This is a genomic window from Vibrio maritimus (genome assembly GCF_021441885.1).
GTDB lineage: Bacteria > Pseudomonadota > Gammaproteobacteria > Enterobacterales > Vibrionaceae > Vibrio > Vibrio maritimus_B.
Genome location: NZ_CP090438.1, coordinates 1,652,818 through 1,668,755 on the forward strand (window position 1 = coordinate 1,652,818; position 15,938 = coordinate 1,668,755).

Consider the following 15,938-nt stretch of genomic DNA (forward strand, 5'->3'; position numbering starts at 1 on the left):
ACCAACGTTAAATTCGAACAAAGATACAATACAGCAATTTGTTTACTATATTAAAAAGAAAACCCTGAGGTAGACAGTGTGGTAAGAGTACCGTTTATCATCGCTTGCATCAGTATTCTTTGGGGATGCGGCGACAAGGAAGTCAAATCAGAAAATCCAGAAGACATACTGGTTGTCACAGGAGTTCAGCCAGGGGTGGGGCTGTTGCATTTAGCGAAAGAAGCAAAGGAGTTTGACCTTCAAAAGTTACAAGTTTCTATTCACTCCAAACCCAGCGGAAAGTTAGCGATAAAATCGGTAATCAATGAAGATGTTGATGCTGATGTTATTCTCACCGCTGATATCGCATATCTTGCTCACCAACATTTGCTGCCAGACTATCGAGTTGTCGCAACGGTGTTTGATTCTGACAATGTAAATGGCATCGCCAGCCTAGAGCCATTTTTAAGCATTGCCAATATCGAAAATAAAGTCCTTTGTACCCAATACCTATCAGCACTGCATTTTTTTGGCCAATCACTTGTCGAACGAAGTGGCGCCAAAAATGTCCGTTTTGAATTTGTGAATGTTTCAGATCTCAACCAAAAACTTCTGGATGGGGATTGCGACTTTATAACTACGCGAGAACCTTTGATCACTGACCTAGCATCAAAGCGAGGTGGAACGGCATATGTGAAGCACTTCCCAGGTACTTATCTTCAATACGAACTTGTGCTGGTACACAATCGCATTCCAGACGAAGTCGTAACAAGGTTTTTACGAGCGTTAATTAAAGCGGAGTCTGTCATAGAGGAGCGTTCAGAATACGCACAGACAGTCCTTGTTGAAAACTTGAAAACCGACCCACATCAGCTCAACAAGCTATTAAACGAGAGTGTTCTGTCGGTTTCTCTATATCAGCCATTAGTGACACTTTTTAATCGCGAGCTTGTTTGGCTCAAATCTCACGGTTTGTATGAAGAAGCCATTGTAAATACAAGGGATATGTTGCGTCCAGAGCCGTTACGCGATGCCGCCCCATTGAGACAGACGATTATAGACTATGAAAATTAGCATCAAGAAAATACTGACTCTATTTGTCGTCATTGTGGCCGTTTTTATGGTGGTCATGTTCTACCTCTCCGAAAAACAAGATGATGTGAAAGATGCGGTACTAAAACTCGATGAGGAAGCATTTGAAATCGGACAGCAGGCCTCGCAATTGAATGTTATTGTTGCTGATTACAACTTATACCGATCACCAAACTCACTTTCCCAGTGGTCTACAACCTTAGACAAGATAGAGCGACAATCGGTGCACTTGCTCAACGTCACTCACTTAGAAGAGAAAGTACTGGCGAAAAGATTGGACACCGATATCAGTCGTATCAGAATGCAGTTCGACTTGTTGCGCGAAGCGACAATTGATACGGATATTCAGTGGATTACCATTAACCTGAATACATACAGTCAAAACTTAATCACTCATCTACATAATCTGAGTCATGAGGCACGACAAATTGCTTCGGAAGACTTACAAAAGCTTTCTCACTACCAATATATCGTTGTCGTTGTAACGGCAATATTCTCAATTATCCTGTTGGTCATTCTATACAGTGCTTTAATTGTTCCACTAAAGGCCGTCAAGACAGAGCTTAAGAGGATTGGCGAGGACTATGGGCATTACGACAATCAATCCTTTCAGAAATCGAGAATACAAGAGTGGGATGAACTGACTCACGACCTAGAGGAAATGTATCAGCAACTAAAATCGACAACAGTAAGTAAAAAAGCATTGGTCGCTGAAGTGGAAATGAGAAAAGAGGCAGAAAACAGTGCTAACTGCCAAGCGCGGACCGACTTTTTGACGGGGCTACCCAATCGACGAAGCTTTTTTGAACATTTCGAAACCTTATTGGAGAGAGGCAGTACGAGAGCATTCCTACTGTTCTTAGACATCGATAACTTCAAATCTTACAACGACAACTTAGGTCATATTGCGGGAGATGCGATTCTCAATAAGGTAAGTCTAGCGATATTAGAAGTCATTAACGCACCAGACAAAGTAGCCAGGCTTGGCGGTGATGAATTCGCTATTTTGCATTTCGCGAACACAGGCCAAAGTGCGCATGATTTCGCTCACGCGCTGCAGTCAAAGATTCGAATGCCAATTGATTTTGAATCAACACAACTGCGTATCGATTGTTCGATAGGTATCGCATGTTTTCCCGATGACAGTATCGAGTTAAAGCAGCTTCTATCCTGCGCTGACACTGCTATGTATTTTGCAAAACGAAACCCTGTTACAACTTCCGGTATTCAGAGCTTTACGCCTGAGATTGGTGATGAAAGTAAAACTAACTTTAATTTGTACCATCAATTAAGAAAATCCGTGGAGCAAAAAGACTTTGAAGTCTGGTTCCAGCCTCAGATTGACATGACCACTTTGTCGGTAAGCGGTTTTGAAGCCTTGCTTCGTTGGAAAAAGGCTGACGGCACTTATGTGAGTCCTAGTGAGTTTGTGCCCATGCTAGAGAGGACCGTAGACATAGTGAAAGTTGGCGAGTTGGTTTTTGAAAAGAGTATAGAGTTTCAGAAAAAGCTGGTCGAGCGTGGTATGGAGCACTATGTTTCAGTGAATATCTCAGCGGTCCAGTTGGAGCGCGCTGATTTTGTTGATTACCTACACGCGCTCATCGTAAATCAAGGTTTGGAAGCGAGTAAGTTTCCACTTGAACTTACCGAAACCGCGATATTTCAAAATAAAAATGCGACGTTGAACTCTCTCAAAAAACTCAATGAGCTTGGCTTTTCGTTACAGCTAGACGATTTTGGTACGGGAAATGCCTCTTTGGATCTGTTGAAGAACTTTCCATTCTCAATCATTAAAATAGACAAATTATTTACGCAAGAAGCACTGAACAAGCCGGAGACTCGAGCAGTCGTAAAAGCCATCACGGTATTATCAAAAGACCTGAACTTCGATGTAATTATTGAAGGTGTTGAGACAGCGAAGCAGCAAGCATTGGCGAGACAGTTCGGGATAAAGTTTGCTCAAGGCTATTTCTATGCGCAGGCCATGCCAATGGATGAGGCGATCGAATGGCGTGAAAATTATCAGCAGTATTCGGCAGCCCTATAACATCATTCTTCTCCAGCGTGGACATTTAGACGTCTAGACATTGACAAGTCTAGACGATCTCTTTAGTCTGCACGCCTTCCTGTTATCCACACTGCTGTTCAAATGTTAGAAAACAATAAAAACCATCAATCTGTTTCACCATCTATAGTCGCACTGTTGCCTTTGGCACTGTTCCTACTCCTATTTATTGGAGTAGGTAGTTACCTTACGTATCAAGGTGTCGATTTTGCGTTTTATCAACTGCCAGCTCCAATCGCAGCTTTGCCTGCTGTTGTGCTAGCTGTTTTATTAAGTAAAGAGAAACTGAATAAAGCCATCGAACAGTTCTTGCGGGGTGTGGGTCATCAAGACATCGTTGCCATGTGCATGATCTACTTACTTGCGGGTGCATTTGCTGCAGTCGCGAAAGCCTCTGGTGGCGTTGACGCGACGGTCAACTTAGGGCTTTCTGCAATCCCAACCAGTATGATTCTTCCTGGCATCTTTTTGATTTCGGCGTTCATTGCTACGGCAATGGGCACATCAATGGGAACAATTGCTGCTGTCGCGCCTGTCGCTTTGGGCATTGCCCAATCTGCAGGAATGAGCATTCCACTCACCGCAGGTGTTGTGCTTAGTGGCGCAATGTTTGGTGATAACCTATCGATCATTTCAGATACCACTATTGCTGCAACTCGCTCTCAAGGTTGTGAGATGAAAGACAAGTTAAAAGAGAATGTAAGAATTGCGATTCCTGCTGCACTGGTTGCTATTGTGATTTTTGCATTCAACAGCTCGGCGACACAGTTGCCAGAAACCGGTGCTATCGAATGGTTTAAAGTCATGCCTTATATCGCCATTCTAGTATTGGCTGTTTCAGGTTTAAACGTGTTTGTCGTGTTGACAGTCGGAATTTTGCTAGCAGGTTTAGTTAGCCTCACATCAGTCGCAGATTATGAATTAACTAACTTTGGGCAGGATATATACGCGGGTTTCAGAAACATGCAGGAAATCTTTTTGCTCTCGATGCTCATCGGTGGTTTGAGCGAGCTCATGCGTCAGCAGGGTGGTTTGGCTTACTTAACCAAGTTAGTGAGTAAGATGATTCGTACCTTTGGTTCTAAGCATGATAACACATCGAGTCGTCGAGCGAGTCAATTTGGTATTGCTGGTCTGGTTTCAATGGTAAACCTATGTACTGCTAACAACACGGTCGCGATTATCGTCTCAGGTAGTGTGGCAAAAGAGGTCGCAGATGAATATCAGGTAGCGCCACGTCGTTCCGCCAGCCTTCTTGATATTTACTCTTGTGTAATTCAGGGCATCTTACCTTATGGTGCTCAAGTATTGTTGCTTGGCTCAGTATTTGAGTTGTCACCTTTGGAGATTGTTGGCCACTCTTATTACTGTTTTGCACTGGCCATATCAGCAGTATTGGCAATTTTGATTCAGCAGCATGGTAGTCGTCAAAAAGTACTTATGAAACAGTAATTACAAAGTCATAAATAGTCTATACGGGGATGGTAATAGCGTTATTGCTATACCATCCTTTTTTATACCGATAAACATGCAATCCTCTAATTGAGTAAGTTAATAATTGATTTGATCCTATTTAAAGTGCTTGAGAGTTACTGATAATAAATGCTCAAATTGCAGAATTTATTTTTGACTGAATCTCTTGAGAGATTCTGGTGAGGCAGGGCATCACTTGTTCAGATATGTTTTTGGATACGGAGATATAGCTATAAAGAGTAGTAGAAACCCTTTGATCTAATGTGGCTCTAGATTGACATACGATCTCATAGGAATCAGCAAAGCTCGCTGTTTTTCTGGCATGAACATCGATGGAGTGGAACTCAATAGTCATAGGTCGATGTGACTCTAGCGTCATTATGAGATGGTGATAGAGAGGGCTTTGGGTATGCTGCTTCAAAGATCCAACAAATGGTTTTACGTAGCTATGGTAAGTAAACGCATTTTGTTGCTGCTTGCTTGATAATAAGATTTTTGACGCATAGTAAACTTCATCTTTGAATGAGAACTCAATTGGGGGGAGATCTGAAAAAGCGAATGACATTGATAATGGAAATGCTGACAATGCAAGCTTCATTAACGTTCCTTATGTTGTGCTCCAGTCCTTGGAAGCGTTTAATTGTATAACAATTAAAATCGAATGTTTATTACTAATTAGTTAAAGTAGCTAATTCTTCGCTTTGTTTTATAGAGTGTATATTCTAATCTTATCACTAGTTATCGTTGTTATATAAAATTTGTTCAATTATTATTCGTCACCCTGAAATATGACTAATGATTTTACATCTAATATCATGCTTAGTTGGGGTAGGGTTTATTGATTGATTTAATAACAAGTGCCTATCTTGTGATAGACACTGTAATCGCAAGTGAGTTTTGTAGTCTTTTATTTCTCTGTGCTAGGATTCTGTGTGGTTCACTACTTGTGAGCTTATGTGTTCATCAGATTCTAGAAGGAGATTATATTGGTTCTAAAGGTGGTCGGGCAATTGACTTGGTGAATGCTGTTTTGGTTTTTGATTTGTTGAAGTTAGTGATATGTTTTTGTATCGGCATCTGGCTGATCGCTCTCAGTTGAATTTTTAATCAGCCGAGAAGGGGGTGTTCGTTTTCCATTGACAACAATGTTAACTACTGACTAAATGAGTTTAATGTACTTAAATTGGGTGACAGTACGTAAGAACGGATTGTGTCCATTTGTTTGCAATGAGGAAGTAGTATGTCAGAACTGAAAATCATAAAAGCGGATTACTCAGCAGTACCAGAACTGTGCGCGATGTTTCTAGATGCTTATGCCGATAACGAGGCTATGCAAGCCGCATTAAGACAAGATGAAGTTGCAGACTTTGCCCACGATTGCTACTGGCGTTGGGCAGTAGGCGAGTGGGGTTTGGGCGGCGGTGAAGTATATACTACGCCAGAAAGAGATGGTTGCGTTATTATGCGCGCACCTGGTCAGCACCAGCCAGATGTGATGCAAAAAATGGAAATTCTATCTATTGTGACTCGAATGATGGGCTCTAATCGAATCGAGATTGCTAAAGAAGTCTGTGAACAGATGCTCGCGGTTCCACCATTGCAAGACTGCTACTGGTTGTGGGGCTTAGGTGTATCACCAAAAGCCGGCGGGAAAGGTCTAGCGAGTGCGCTTATTAAGACGGTGACTGACCAAGCTGATGCCGCAGGTAAGCCGACTTATGTAGTTGCTTCCAGTGAAAAAGTCGTGAAGACGTTCGAGCGTCGTGGCTTTGAAGTGCTTTCAAAGAGTGAGAATTTCCCTTACTGGTTTATGCTGCGCCCTGCGCAAGGTTAATCCTATCATCGAAAAAACGCGCTAGAGTACACTCTAGCGCGTTTTTTTATAGCTCGTTTTCGATGTTGATTGCTCGATACAATTTATCAAAAACTTTGCTTGCCCCACCATAGTTTGGCTCTTTGTTTTTCAGCTGGTTCCCTCGACGCCACTCTAGTTTGCCATCTTCATTTCTATCTACTTTCCAATACAAACTTTTGTCTCCAAGCAGATAGTGTTGCAATTGCTGAGCAAACGCTTCACTTTCGATCATAATGCCAAACTCGAGATTCAAGAAGTCTGAGCGTGGGTCAAAGTTAGATGAACCGATATAGCTCAGCTTACCATCTAGAATAAACGCCTTGTTATGGTAGTGCCCCTTACGGGTGTGCACATTTTTCAAGTGTATCGCGTGAGTATCGTACTCATAGATGCTTACGCCTTTTTCAAGAAGTTCATCTCTGTGTTTATCATAGTAAGCAGGGACAAAACCCGAATCATTTGATGCCATCGAGTTAGTCACTAGCGTTATGTCTGCTCCGTGGTTTGCAAAGTCCGTGACAACTTTAAAACCGTCCTCATTTGGCAGCATGTAAGGTGTCGAAATCACCAGCTCCTTTTTCTCGCTCGGGTAGCGGTATACGAAATGCTCGATACGATGACGAAAGTAGGGCATTGAGTCATGGAGCTTTTCCGCTGAGTCAAAAACCGGTGTTAGTTTGGCTGCAATATAGTTTGGCTCTTGCAATGCTCTGACTCTACTTTCAATATCTGCGAGTACGTCCTGCTTACTCTTAGTTACCTTTTCAAAGGTGCGATGAAACGACTGCAATGGCTTTTTATCTTTAAACTCGATAAGAAACTCAATATCTGAGGTGTAGTAAGCGATCCAATGTTCTTCGAAGTTTCTTTCGAAGTCCTCAGTAACCTCGCCTTGAACCAGTATGTCTAGGTCGAAAAAGTTGTTTTTAGGCTTATAACTGAAGTAATCGTCACCAATATTTCGTCCACCAAGCACCAGTGTTTCACCATCGATGTTCATGTATTTTTCGTGCAAGCGATGGTCGAGGTCTTTTTGATGTTTTTGAAAATCGAAGGCACGCGTCAACCAACCCGCTTTTCGCGAGTTAAACGGATTAAAGATCTGGATGTCTAAGTTCTCGTGCGTTGCGGCTGAAGCTAACCACTTTTCATTGAAAACGAGCAAATCGTCTAGAATGATTCTGACCTTTACGCCACGATCGGCGGCTAATATCAGTTCGTTTAAAAATAGAAGACCCGTCGTGTCTTTATTCCAAGAGAAATATTCGATGTCGATACTGGTTTTCGCGTTACGGACCAGTTTTATGCGTCTAGCGATAGCTTCTGGCGCACTTTCAACCAAAGCGACTTTGCCTTTGACGGTCTTAAATTCCCAATCATTTTGGAACTGCTCAGATACTTCAGGCTGGGGGGCCGCACAGCCCGCTAGGGCGAGTAATGTGAGGGTAATAAACGCGAGTTTCGATTTGAAAAGTGGCATGGTTCAATACCTATATTAAGGTTGAATCCATTCAACGTTCGATGAATTATTGGATGTCAGTCCACTTTCTAGGGACCTTCAGTGATGGTTTCTTGACCTGTTTAGGTGGCTCTATGTCACCAACCGCTTCTTTCGCACAAGGCTCTGCGCTGCGCTGAACTACGTAGAATCGAGTGTCCCCGCTTTGATATGTGCAGTACCTAAGCTTGTCTTTGATATACCAATCTTTTAAAGGTGCATGGATACGCCAGGCGGCATCGCTGCCAGCGTAGACCGACAAAGGAAATCCAATCGCCAAAATAATGAAGAGTTTTGTATAAAATTGAGTATTCATTTTGGGTCGGATAACCCCGCCTTAGCGGGGCTATAGCTATATATCGATTATTTGTACTCGATAACTTTTGCTACATACTCAACCATGTCTGAGTTACCAACCATATTCTGGTAAAAATCAACAGAGAAGTATTTTGGTGCATCGCGCTCAATGTGTTTCGCGATGTTTTTTGATAGCTGGTTAGGATTCATTGCGCTATATACGTGAAACTTTTTAGTTTGCTCAAGGCCCATTTCTTTTGCTTCTTCACGGGTGATATAAACTTCTTTGAAGTCTTGTGCTAGCGTGCCTGTGTATGTCACATATTCAAAATTTGGTGTTTCATCAGTAACGACATACATATCTACAGTGCTGTCAATTTGTTGAAGTTGACTCATTTGGTGGTTGATAATATCTAGGTTAGTTTCGTGAGATTGGTGTGGCTGAGCAAATGCAGTTGCAGAAACGGCAGCGATCATTGCAGGGATTAGTAGTTTTTTCATGTTGTCCTCTCGAAGGGGTGTGTTGTTTCGTTGGAGAGGATATTAACGGTAGGGATTTGAAACGTTTAATCGCGTTTGAAGGATGGAACCCTCTAATGAGGGTTCTTATATAACAAGAAAAAAAAGCTAGTTGGAGACACCGTATTTTTCGAGTGCTTCTCTGTTGACTCTCTCGGTATATGAAACTAATGTGCTCACAATTTCTGAATGTAGAGCTCTTAAGTGTTTAGAATGCGCCGAGCAAACTGCCATTGGAACTCTAAATTTTTCTTTCATTACCGAGAGTTCAACCTCAACAAGTTCGTCTGCATTAAAATCGGTGTAGGTGACTAACCTAGGTAATAAGCCCCAACCTACGTTGTCTCGAATTAACTCTAGCGCTAACGTCAATTGATCCACGACTTCAAAGTCTGACGAAGAAATAGTTTTCTTTTCCATATTGTCTTCAATCATCCCTTTGATGACGATTTGTTTTTGCGATTTGAGCGCAGCCCAACGTTGATCTTCGGGAAGATTAAGTACTTCATGATCTTTTGATACGAATACGCCAAAGGTAATGTTGTTGACCAGAGTAGAGTCTATGCTACTCATAAGAGAGCGGTCATCTATATTTACCAGACCGAACTGTATCGAGTCTTCTTTTATCCCCTCCAATATTTCCCTCCGATTGCGAATGATAAAGTTAACCTTCATATTGGGGTGCAATTCGAGGAGCTTCCTTCGCACGTGACTTATGGCTCGCGGCGGAAGAAAGCTATTGTAAGCAACTGTTATTGATTCTAATTCACCATAGGACAGGCTAAGTGCTAGCATATCAAATGATTTTGCTTGCTCTATTACCTGCTTTGCATACCTATATAGGAGAGTCGCATCTTCTGTGGGTTGTGCAGTTCTTCCCACTCTTTCAAAGAGTTCGACGGCTAACTCATCCTCTAAATTACTGATTACTTGTCCAATCGTCGTTCTGTGCTTGTCGAGCTCTTGAGCAGCTTTGCTGAACGATCCTTGTTCGTACACCGCAACAAAACTCTGTAGCTGTTCAATACTGAAATTCATAAACATCTCAAATTCGTTGTTGTACTTGCGAAGCCTAGCATCTGAATCATCGGAATAGAGCTATTACTCACGAAATACTTTGTAATAGGTTGTTTCAGTATAGGTGTGAGGATTCGGTCCTTCAAACGCGATTAATTGTATTTTCAAATCTGGTTAATAATTCTCCGCGTTGAGACAGCAACCCCAGAAAACTTAGCACGCATTTTAGATATCTTTTTGTGCCTCTGGTATTAAGCCGCTCAGCCGTTCCCGTGAAAACAAGGAGTTACACACGCAATCTGAATACTGGCGACGGTTTATAGACTTGGACCCGCCGAACTAGGTTATTCACAATGCTAAAGCTTAAAACACTTTCTCGCGCTACTGCGATGTTATTACTGCCTCTTGCTATTACAACGAATGCCTTTGCCGCAGAGCAAGCTTCAACAGTAGATAATAGTGAAGTCGATATTCTAGAGCAGTATGGCGTACCAAAATATCTACCAAAGCTTGCGATTAGTTCAATGCTTCAAGGCGACCATGTTGTTGAGCATGCTCGTAAAACCGAAGTATTAGACGGTGTTCGTGTTGATAATGAAGTCTATTTGGTACAGACAACAGATACCAAAGGCAACATCGACCTGCGTATTAAATATGACCCTTCTAAGGTTGATGAGAATACGGATCTTATCGAGAATATTGAGAACATCACTAAGGCTGAGTATAAGTTACGTCAGTATGCGGAGATGTATGATAAAAACTCTGTGGTTGTTACTGAATTAGATAATGGCGATCTTGAGATCGAGTTTAATTACTCAAAATATACTTTGCCTCAAGATATTGCGTACTTTCGTTTCATGCGAGGCAAACTACTACTTTCTGATGGTCAGCCTGTATCGTTAATTGTCACCAACAATTCGCCTTTTAATCAGGGTGACAATGCGATTGAAACCTACAAGCAGATGACATTTTTCGACAATCTTCCGAATGGTCGAGTAGTGGTAAACAAAAAGATCATTACTGCTGAAGGTAAGAAAAAGAAGAAAGACCTCAGCCTAGAGATCGAGCTAACACCGGTTGTTTATTACGATGAAGACCTTGGTGCAGTCGTTCAAGACCAGCCTCTGCTTTCAGAAGTGTCAGATCCGCGAATGCGTGAAGAGTACGTGAAGCTGGATAGAACGTTTCCACTAATGGCGGATATGGTTCGCCGTCAAGGTATTGATGTGCCACTTCCGTTTGGTATTTCTGCGTCATATCGACGTCAGGATATGGACTTCAACTTTAATAGTTTCTCTTTCCCTGATGATAAATGGGCGGACGAACTAGCAAATCGACTGATTGACCCTGAAGCAACGATCGCGCATGTGACTGCGGAATCTTATACGGTACGCGGTGACGTTAACATATTGCCGTTCTGGAACGTGTTTGGTTACGTGGGTCAGATTAACGTAGATGCAATTGTAGATGCTTCCATAAAGGAAGGAGTCCCATTAATTGGAGGCGAAGGCTTTACTGTGCCAATTCACCTTCAGTACGACCTAATTGGTGTCGGTACGACGTTGTCTATGGGTTATAAACAGTTCTTTGCATCTGTTACCGGTACATATTCAAAGACTCGTCTCAAAGGTTCAAATGCTGATTGGGGTGATGGCATTGTGACTGCACAGCCTATGTTGGGCTATCAGTTTGCAGACTGGCGTGCACAGTTCTTTATTGGTGCGGAATACCAAGCTCTAAAGCCAAATATGGATGGTGATTTAGGTCCAGCTCTTGGTAGTGATGAACAACACCGTTATGACGTAGGTGTAAACCTAAACAAATGGGCATACATGGTCGGCTTCAACAAGCAGATCGGAAAACACTACAACATGACTTTCCTTTACAACAAAGGTGAGACCCGTGACTCATTCACAGTTAACCTCGGTTACCGTTTCTAATCGAGCTTAGACCAACGTTTATTTAAGAGATATCGCAATGACAACTAAAAAATATTCGATTGTGCTTCTAGCACTGGTTTTGAGCGCCTGCTCTTCACAGCATGCTTTAGAAGACCGAGTAACAAAAGAGAATTACACCGAAGTTAACCTCCAGCACTCAGAGCAATTTAGAGGTGAAGAACCTTACCGATTTTGGGGTAACGAAGGACCAGAGTTTTTATTGGAGAGCCAATACCACCCATCATCAATTACCGTTAGCGGAGAGCGAATGAATATTCTCGCGCTATCAGGCGGTGGTGCTAATGGAGCGTTTGGTGCTGGTGTAATTAATGGCCTTTATGATGCGGGTAAGCTTCCGGATTATTCGATTGTCACCGGCGTTAGTGCTGGTGCGCTTATTGCGCCGTTTGTTTTCACTGGCGGTGAAGATATTCATAAACTTCGTGACGTGATGCTAAGCCTCGATGATCGAGAAGTTTTGGGCAAAAAGAACTTTCTGAATACGATTTTTAAAGATGCATTTACTAACGGCAAAAGCTTGTTCGAGCTGATGGAAACGACCTACGGCAACGACATGATTGCAAAGATCGCCGAGCAGCATCGTTTGGGTAAGCGCCTATTTATTGGCACGACTCATTTCGACTCAGGCAAGCAGATTACTTGGAACCTAGGTGAAATTGCTGCAAGTGATTTACCGAACAAAACGGAGTTAATTCACCAAATCTTGGCCGCTAGTGCTTCGATACCAGGAGTGTTTCCTCCACAGTTCATTAATGTGGAGTACGAAGGCGAAACGCTCGAGGAGTTGCATGTTGATGGTGGTCTAACGTTCCAAATGTTCTTTGATCCATCAAACTTTGACTACGGCCAGTTGAGTGAGGCTATGGGTTTAGAACAGCCACCTCAAGTTCACGTAATTCGAAACGGAACGCTTGAGCCAGGTTACAAGCAAGTAAAAGACAAAGGCATGGATCTGTTGTCGCGCAGTATTAGCAACCTGACGCTTCAACAAACGCGTGGAGACATGTATCGCATGCTTTATATGAGTGAGCGCAATGATTATGACATCGCGTTTACCTATGTGGATACATCGTTTAAAGCTCATAAAAAAGGTAAGAAGATGTTCGATGCCGAATACATGAACAACCTTTACAACTATGGCTATCGCAAAGCGCAAGGTGAAACCTTGTGGGTGACTGAAGCACCTTAACGAACACAAAACAATAACAACACTCCACCTTTGGCTCGATTAATACCAGACGGGAACAGTTTGAGCGGTATTAATCGGGTCTTTTTTATTTGGCGATATTCCCATGATTAAAATCAATACACCTTCTTCGACAGCAGCACTATTTGCATTTTCCATTTTTGCTAGTCCTTTCAGTAGTGCAATGATTGATCCGCAAGACGGATATCTGGATATGGGCGATTACCTGGCGAACAATGCCTATGGTTTTTTGCCTGTTCCCATTGTGATTACGGAACCTGCAATTGGTGTGGGTGGCGGTATGCTTGGTATGTTCCTTCACGAGTCAGACGAAGAGCGCGAAAAGCGCAAGCAGCATGCATTGACATCACTCGATGGGGGGGCACAACTACTGGCTCCTGCGATTACCGTGGCTGGTGGTGCGTATACTGATAATGGTACCTGGATGGCACTCATTGGCCACCGACATACCTGGAATGAAGACAGTATTCGTTATATCGGTGGAGCAGGGTATGGCCATGCCAACATCGATGTTTATAAGCGATTTGAGGGCAATGGTTTCCCGGGCCTTATTGACCCTTATGCTGGCACCCTAGGTATAGGTACCGAAAGTGAAGGCTTTTTGATGAAACAGCGAGTTTCGTTTCGAATCCCAAACAGTGACCTGTTTTTGGGGGTGTCGCAAACCTATTCGAGCTTCAGCACTACCATCGATTCTCTCTCACTGGATATCAATGATCGTAACCTAGAGATGTCCAATCTTGGAGCAAAATTTGATAGTTCACTATCTGCTCTAGGGTTAGTAGCTGAGTACGATACGAGAAACAATCTGTTTTTCCCGACTAAGGGCTCGTCCGTGGTTGCAGAATATCTGGTATACGATTCTGCTTTGGGCAGCGATTTTGATTACGCGACATTTGAGGTCGATGCCTATCAATATGTGCCAGTAAATAAACATTTAACCTTGGCATTTGCCGGTTCATACAGCTCGCTAAACACTGATGAAAGTTACCTACCACCTTTGGCAAAACCTTATATCAATATGCGTGGTGTAGCCGCTTATAAATATCAAGGTGACGAAGTGAGTACATTACAAGCTCAGGCGATGTGGCATTTGAACCATCGCTGGACCATCAACGCCTTTTATGGCGTTGGTTCAACAGCAGAAGAACACAATGAACTGTTTGAAGACACGGTAGATGCTTATGGTGTCGGTTTTCGCTACCAGATCGCAAGGCGTTACGGTATCCATGTGGGTGTCGACGTGGCATTTAGTGAAGACCAAGGCACGGCTTACTTTCAAGTTGGCACGGGGTTCTAAACCATGGATATGAATAGCTTCTTAATGACAGCCGCGTTGGCATTTTTGATTATTGGTTGCTGCGTAGCACTTTCTGTAAGGCTCAACATTGGCTCTGTAGTAGGTTTTATCATTGCGGGTGTGATTTTAGGGCCGAACACACCGGGGCTTGTTGCGTCGAATAATGTCGAAACACTGCAATCCATTGCCGATTTTGGTGTTGTGCTATTCCTGTTTACCTTGGGGCTTGAGATGCGCCCAAAACAACTCTGGAGTATGCGTAAGACGCTGTTGCTTCAGGGTATGGGCCAAGTCGCACTCACGGGGGCATGCTTTACCATTGTTGCAGTTCTTTTTGACGTACCTTGGGAAGTAGGTCTGGTACTAGGCTTGATCCTCGCTCAGTCATCGACCGCGGTAGTGGTGAGTATGCTTGCCGACAAACGCGAATTGGGCACTTCGCATGGGAAGAATATCTTTGCCAACTTAATGGGGCAAGATATGAGTATTGTGGTGGTTATGGGGGTAATTCCCATTCTTGCCCACAGTAAAGTCGAAGCTCAGGTGGGGCTTCTCGAAAAAAGCTTAGTGTTTGTAGGCGTCATAACCTTGATAGTGTTGTTGGCAAGATTTGTGTTGCCCAAGTTACTCGTATGGAGTGCAAAACTGCGAAGTAAAGAAGCTTTTGTACTCATGTTAGCAAGTGCCATCCTTCTGACAGTTTTGTGTTCACAACAAGCGGGGCTATCTGAAACCTTGGGCGTCTTCTTACTGGGTATGCTGCTCTCTGATTCGGAGTTTAAACACATACTTGAGGAGGTCGTTGCGCCGATAAAAGGCATTTTAATGTCTCTGTTCTTCTTGGCGGTAGGCATGTCGATTGACCCAAATATCATCGCCGGACATCCCATTCTGATCTTGGGACTGCTGGTCGCAACCATCCTAATTAAGTTCTCAATGTTCTTTGGACTCGCACTCCTGGATCGCAAAGGCAAATTAGTAGCAACCAAAACCGCTTTCGCCCTTGCTCAAGTTGGTGAGTTTGCGTTTGTATTGTTTGGCGTCGCGCAAGCGTTTGAGCTTCTGTCTCCACAAACGGTCTCAATTGGTTTTGTTGTGATTAGTTTAAGTATGATAGCGACACCTTGGTTGTACGAGTTTGGGAAGAAAATCTGTGACGCGCTAATAACCAAGCAAGAGCGACAGAATGCAGATGGTTCACCCAATTGTGAACTTGTTGTCGTCGGTTTAGATGAGGTAGGTAGGCTCGTTTGTATGATGGCTGAAAAAGCGGGTATCAGTTATGTGGGTTATGATTTGGACTATGACCGTGTCAGCCGCGCTAAGGCACTGAATCTCAATGCGCACTTCGGTGATATTTTATCAACCAAGACGCAGCAACTCGCTGGACTGACTTTAGCAAAAGGGGCGTTTATTTCAGTTACTGAGTCATCTAGGTTAAGAAAGATAGCTAAAGTGTTGTGCAAGTATAAAAATGTCGAAGTCTACGCGAGAACAAATTCAAGGTTAGATGAGGTGTTTTTGAGAGATCTTGGTGTTAATCATGCAAGTTCCGTCTATATAGAAAGCACCCTCAGCAAAGGACGAGAATTGTTGAATGATTTTGGTGTAGAGGAACACAGGGTGACGGAAATTGCGAACGAGCTGCGCACCGAGCTAGTCCATTAATCTC

At 43.0% G+C, this 15,938-nt stretch carries 13 protein-coding genes; 8 read left to right on the plus strand and 5 right to left on the minus strand.

What is annotated here, in order from left to right; translation table 11 throughout:
- The first annotated feature begins 78 nt into the window (after positions 1-78).
- From LY387_RS07615 to LY387_RS07625, 3 genes are all read left to right on the plus strand, one after another.
- The gene (locus tag LY387_RS07615; protein ID WP_234495943.1) at positions 79-1,053 is read left to right on the plus strand and encodes an ABC transporter substrate-binding protein; all 975 of its coding nucleotides are present in this window, start codon (positions 79-81) and stop codon (positions 1,051-1,053) included.
- Entirely contained in the window at positions 1,043-3,121 is a 2,079-nt protein-coding gene (locus LY387_RS07620) for a putative bifunctional diguanylate cyclase/phosphodiesterase (protein WP_234495944.1), read from the plus strand. The genes LY387_RS07615 and LY387_RS07620 overlap by 11 nt, the downstream gene beginning before the upstream one ends.
- A gap of 102 nt (positions 3,122-3,223) precedes the next feature.
- Positions 3,224-4,591 carry a Na+/H+ antiporter NhaC family protein gene (locus LY387_RS07625; RefSeq protein WP_234495945.1) on the plus strand — a complete coding sequence of 456 codons (1,368 nt, stop codon included), beginning with the start codon at positions 3,224-3,226 and terminating at the stop codon, positions 4,589-4,591.
- 154 nt (positions 4,592-4,745) lie between these two features.
- Here the strand turns inward: LY387_RS07625 and LY387_RS07630 are convergent, their stop codons facing one another.
- Positions 4,746-5,210: a hypothetical protein gene (locus tag LY387_RS07630; RefSeq protein ID WP_128649712.1), complete on the minus strand. Its 465-nt coding sequence runs from the start codon at positions 5,208-5,210 to the stop codon at positions 4,746-4,748.
- A gap of 642 nt (positions 5,211-5,852) precedes the next feature.
- Here LY387_RS07630 and LY387_RS07635 point away from each other — a divergent pair.
- The gene (locus tag LY387_RS07635; RefSeq protein WP_042472819.1) at positions 5,853-6,446 is read left to right on the plus strand and encodes a GNAT family N-acetyltransferase; all 594 of its coding nucleotides are present in this window, start codon (positions 5,853-5,855) and stop codon (positions 6,444-6,446) included.
- A 46-nt stretch (positions 6,447-6,492) separates the two neighbouring features.
- Here LY387_RS07635 and LY387_RS07640 read toward each other — a convergent pair whose 3' ends face one another.
- The 4 genes from LY387_RS07640 to LY387_RS07655 form a co-directional block, all read right to left on the minus strand.
- A complete protein-coding gene (locus LY387_RS07640; protein ID WP_234495946.1) occupies positions 6,493-7,947 on the minus strand; it encodes a phospholipase D-like domain-containing protein in 1,455 nt (484 codons plus the stop codon).
- Between the two features lie 46 nt (positions 7,948-7,993).
- Positions 7,994-8,281 carry a hypothetical protein gene (locus LY387_RS07645; RefSeq protein ID WP_234495947.1) on the minus strand — a complete coding sequence of 96 codons (288 nt, stop codon included), beginning with the start codon at positions 8,279-8,281 and terminating at the stop codon, positions 7,994-7,996.
- A 47-nt stretch (positions 8,282-8,328) separates the two neighbouring features.
- Positions 8,329-8,763 carry a hypothetical protein gene (locus tag LY387_RS07650; protein WP_128649714.1) on the minus strand — a complete coding sequence of 145 codons (435 nt, stop codon included), beginning with the start codon at positions 8,761-8,763 and terminating at the stop codon, positions 8,329-8,331.
- Positions 8,764-8,889: 126 nt separating this feature from the next.
- On the minus strand, positions 8,890-9,825 hold the full coding sequence (locus tag LY387_RS07655; RefSeq protein WP_234495948.1) for a LysR family transcriptional regulator: 936 nt from the start codon (positions 9,823-9,825) through the stop codon (positions 8,890-8,892).
- Between the two features lie 326 nt (positions 9,826-10,151).
- Between LY387_RS07655 and LY387_RS07660 the strand changes: the two genes are divergently transcribed.
- The 4 genes from LY387_RS07660 to LY387_RS07675 all read left to right on the plus strand — a co-directional run bounded on the left by LY387_RS07660 (position 10,152) and on the right by LY387_RS07675 (position 15,934).
- Positions 10,152-11,738: a hypothetical protein gene (locus LY387_RS07660; RefSeq protein ID WP_234495949.1), complete on the plus strand. Its 1,587-nt coding sequence runs from the start codon at positions 10,152-10,154 to the stop codon at positions 11,736-11,738.
- A gap of 37 nt (positions 11,739-11,775) precedes the next feature.
- Positions 11,776-12,948, plus strand: a complete 1,173-nt coding sequence (locus tag LY387_RS07665) for a patatin-like phospholipase family protein (RefSeq protein ID WP_234495950.1) — start codon at positions 11,776-11,778, stop codon at positions 12,946-12,948.
- 103 nt (positions 12,949-13,051) lie between these two features.
- Positions 13,052-14,266, plus strand: coding sequence for a BamA/TamA family outer membrane protein (locus LY387_RS07670; protein ID WP_234495951.1), 1,215 nt, complete (start codon positions 13,052-13,054; stop codon positions 14,264-14,266).
- Positions 14,267-14,269: 3 nt separating this feature from the next.
- Positions 14,270-15,934, plus strand: coding sequence for a cation:proton antiporter (locus tag LY387_RS07675; RefSeq protein ID WP_234495952.1), 1,665 nt, complete (start codon positions 14,270-14,272; stop codon positions 15,932-15,934).
- Positions 15,935-15,938 lie beyond the last annotated feature (4 nt).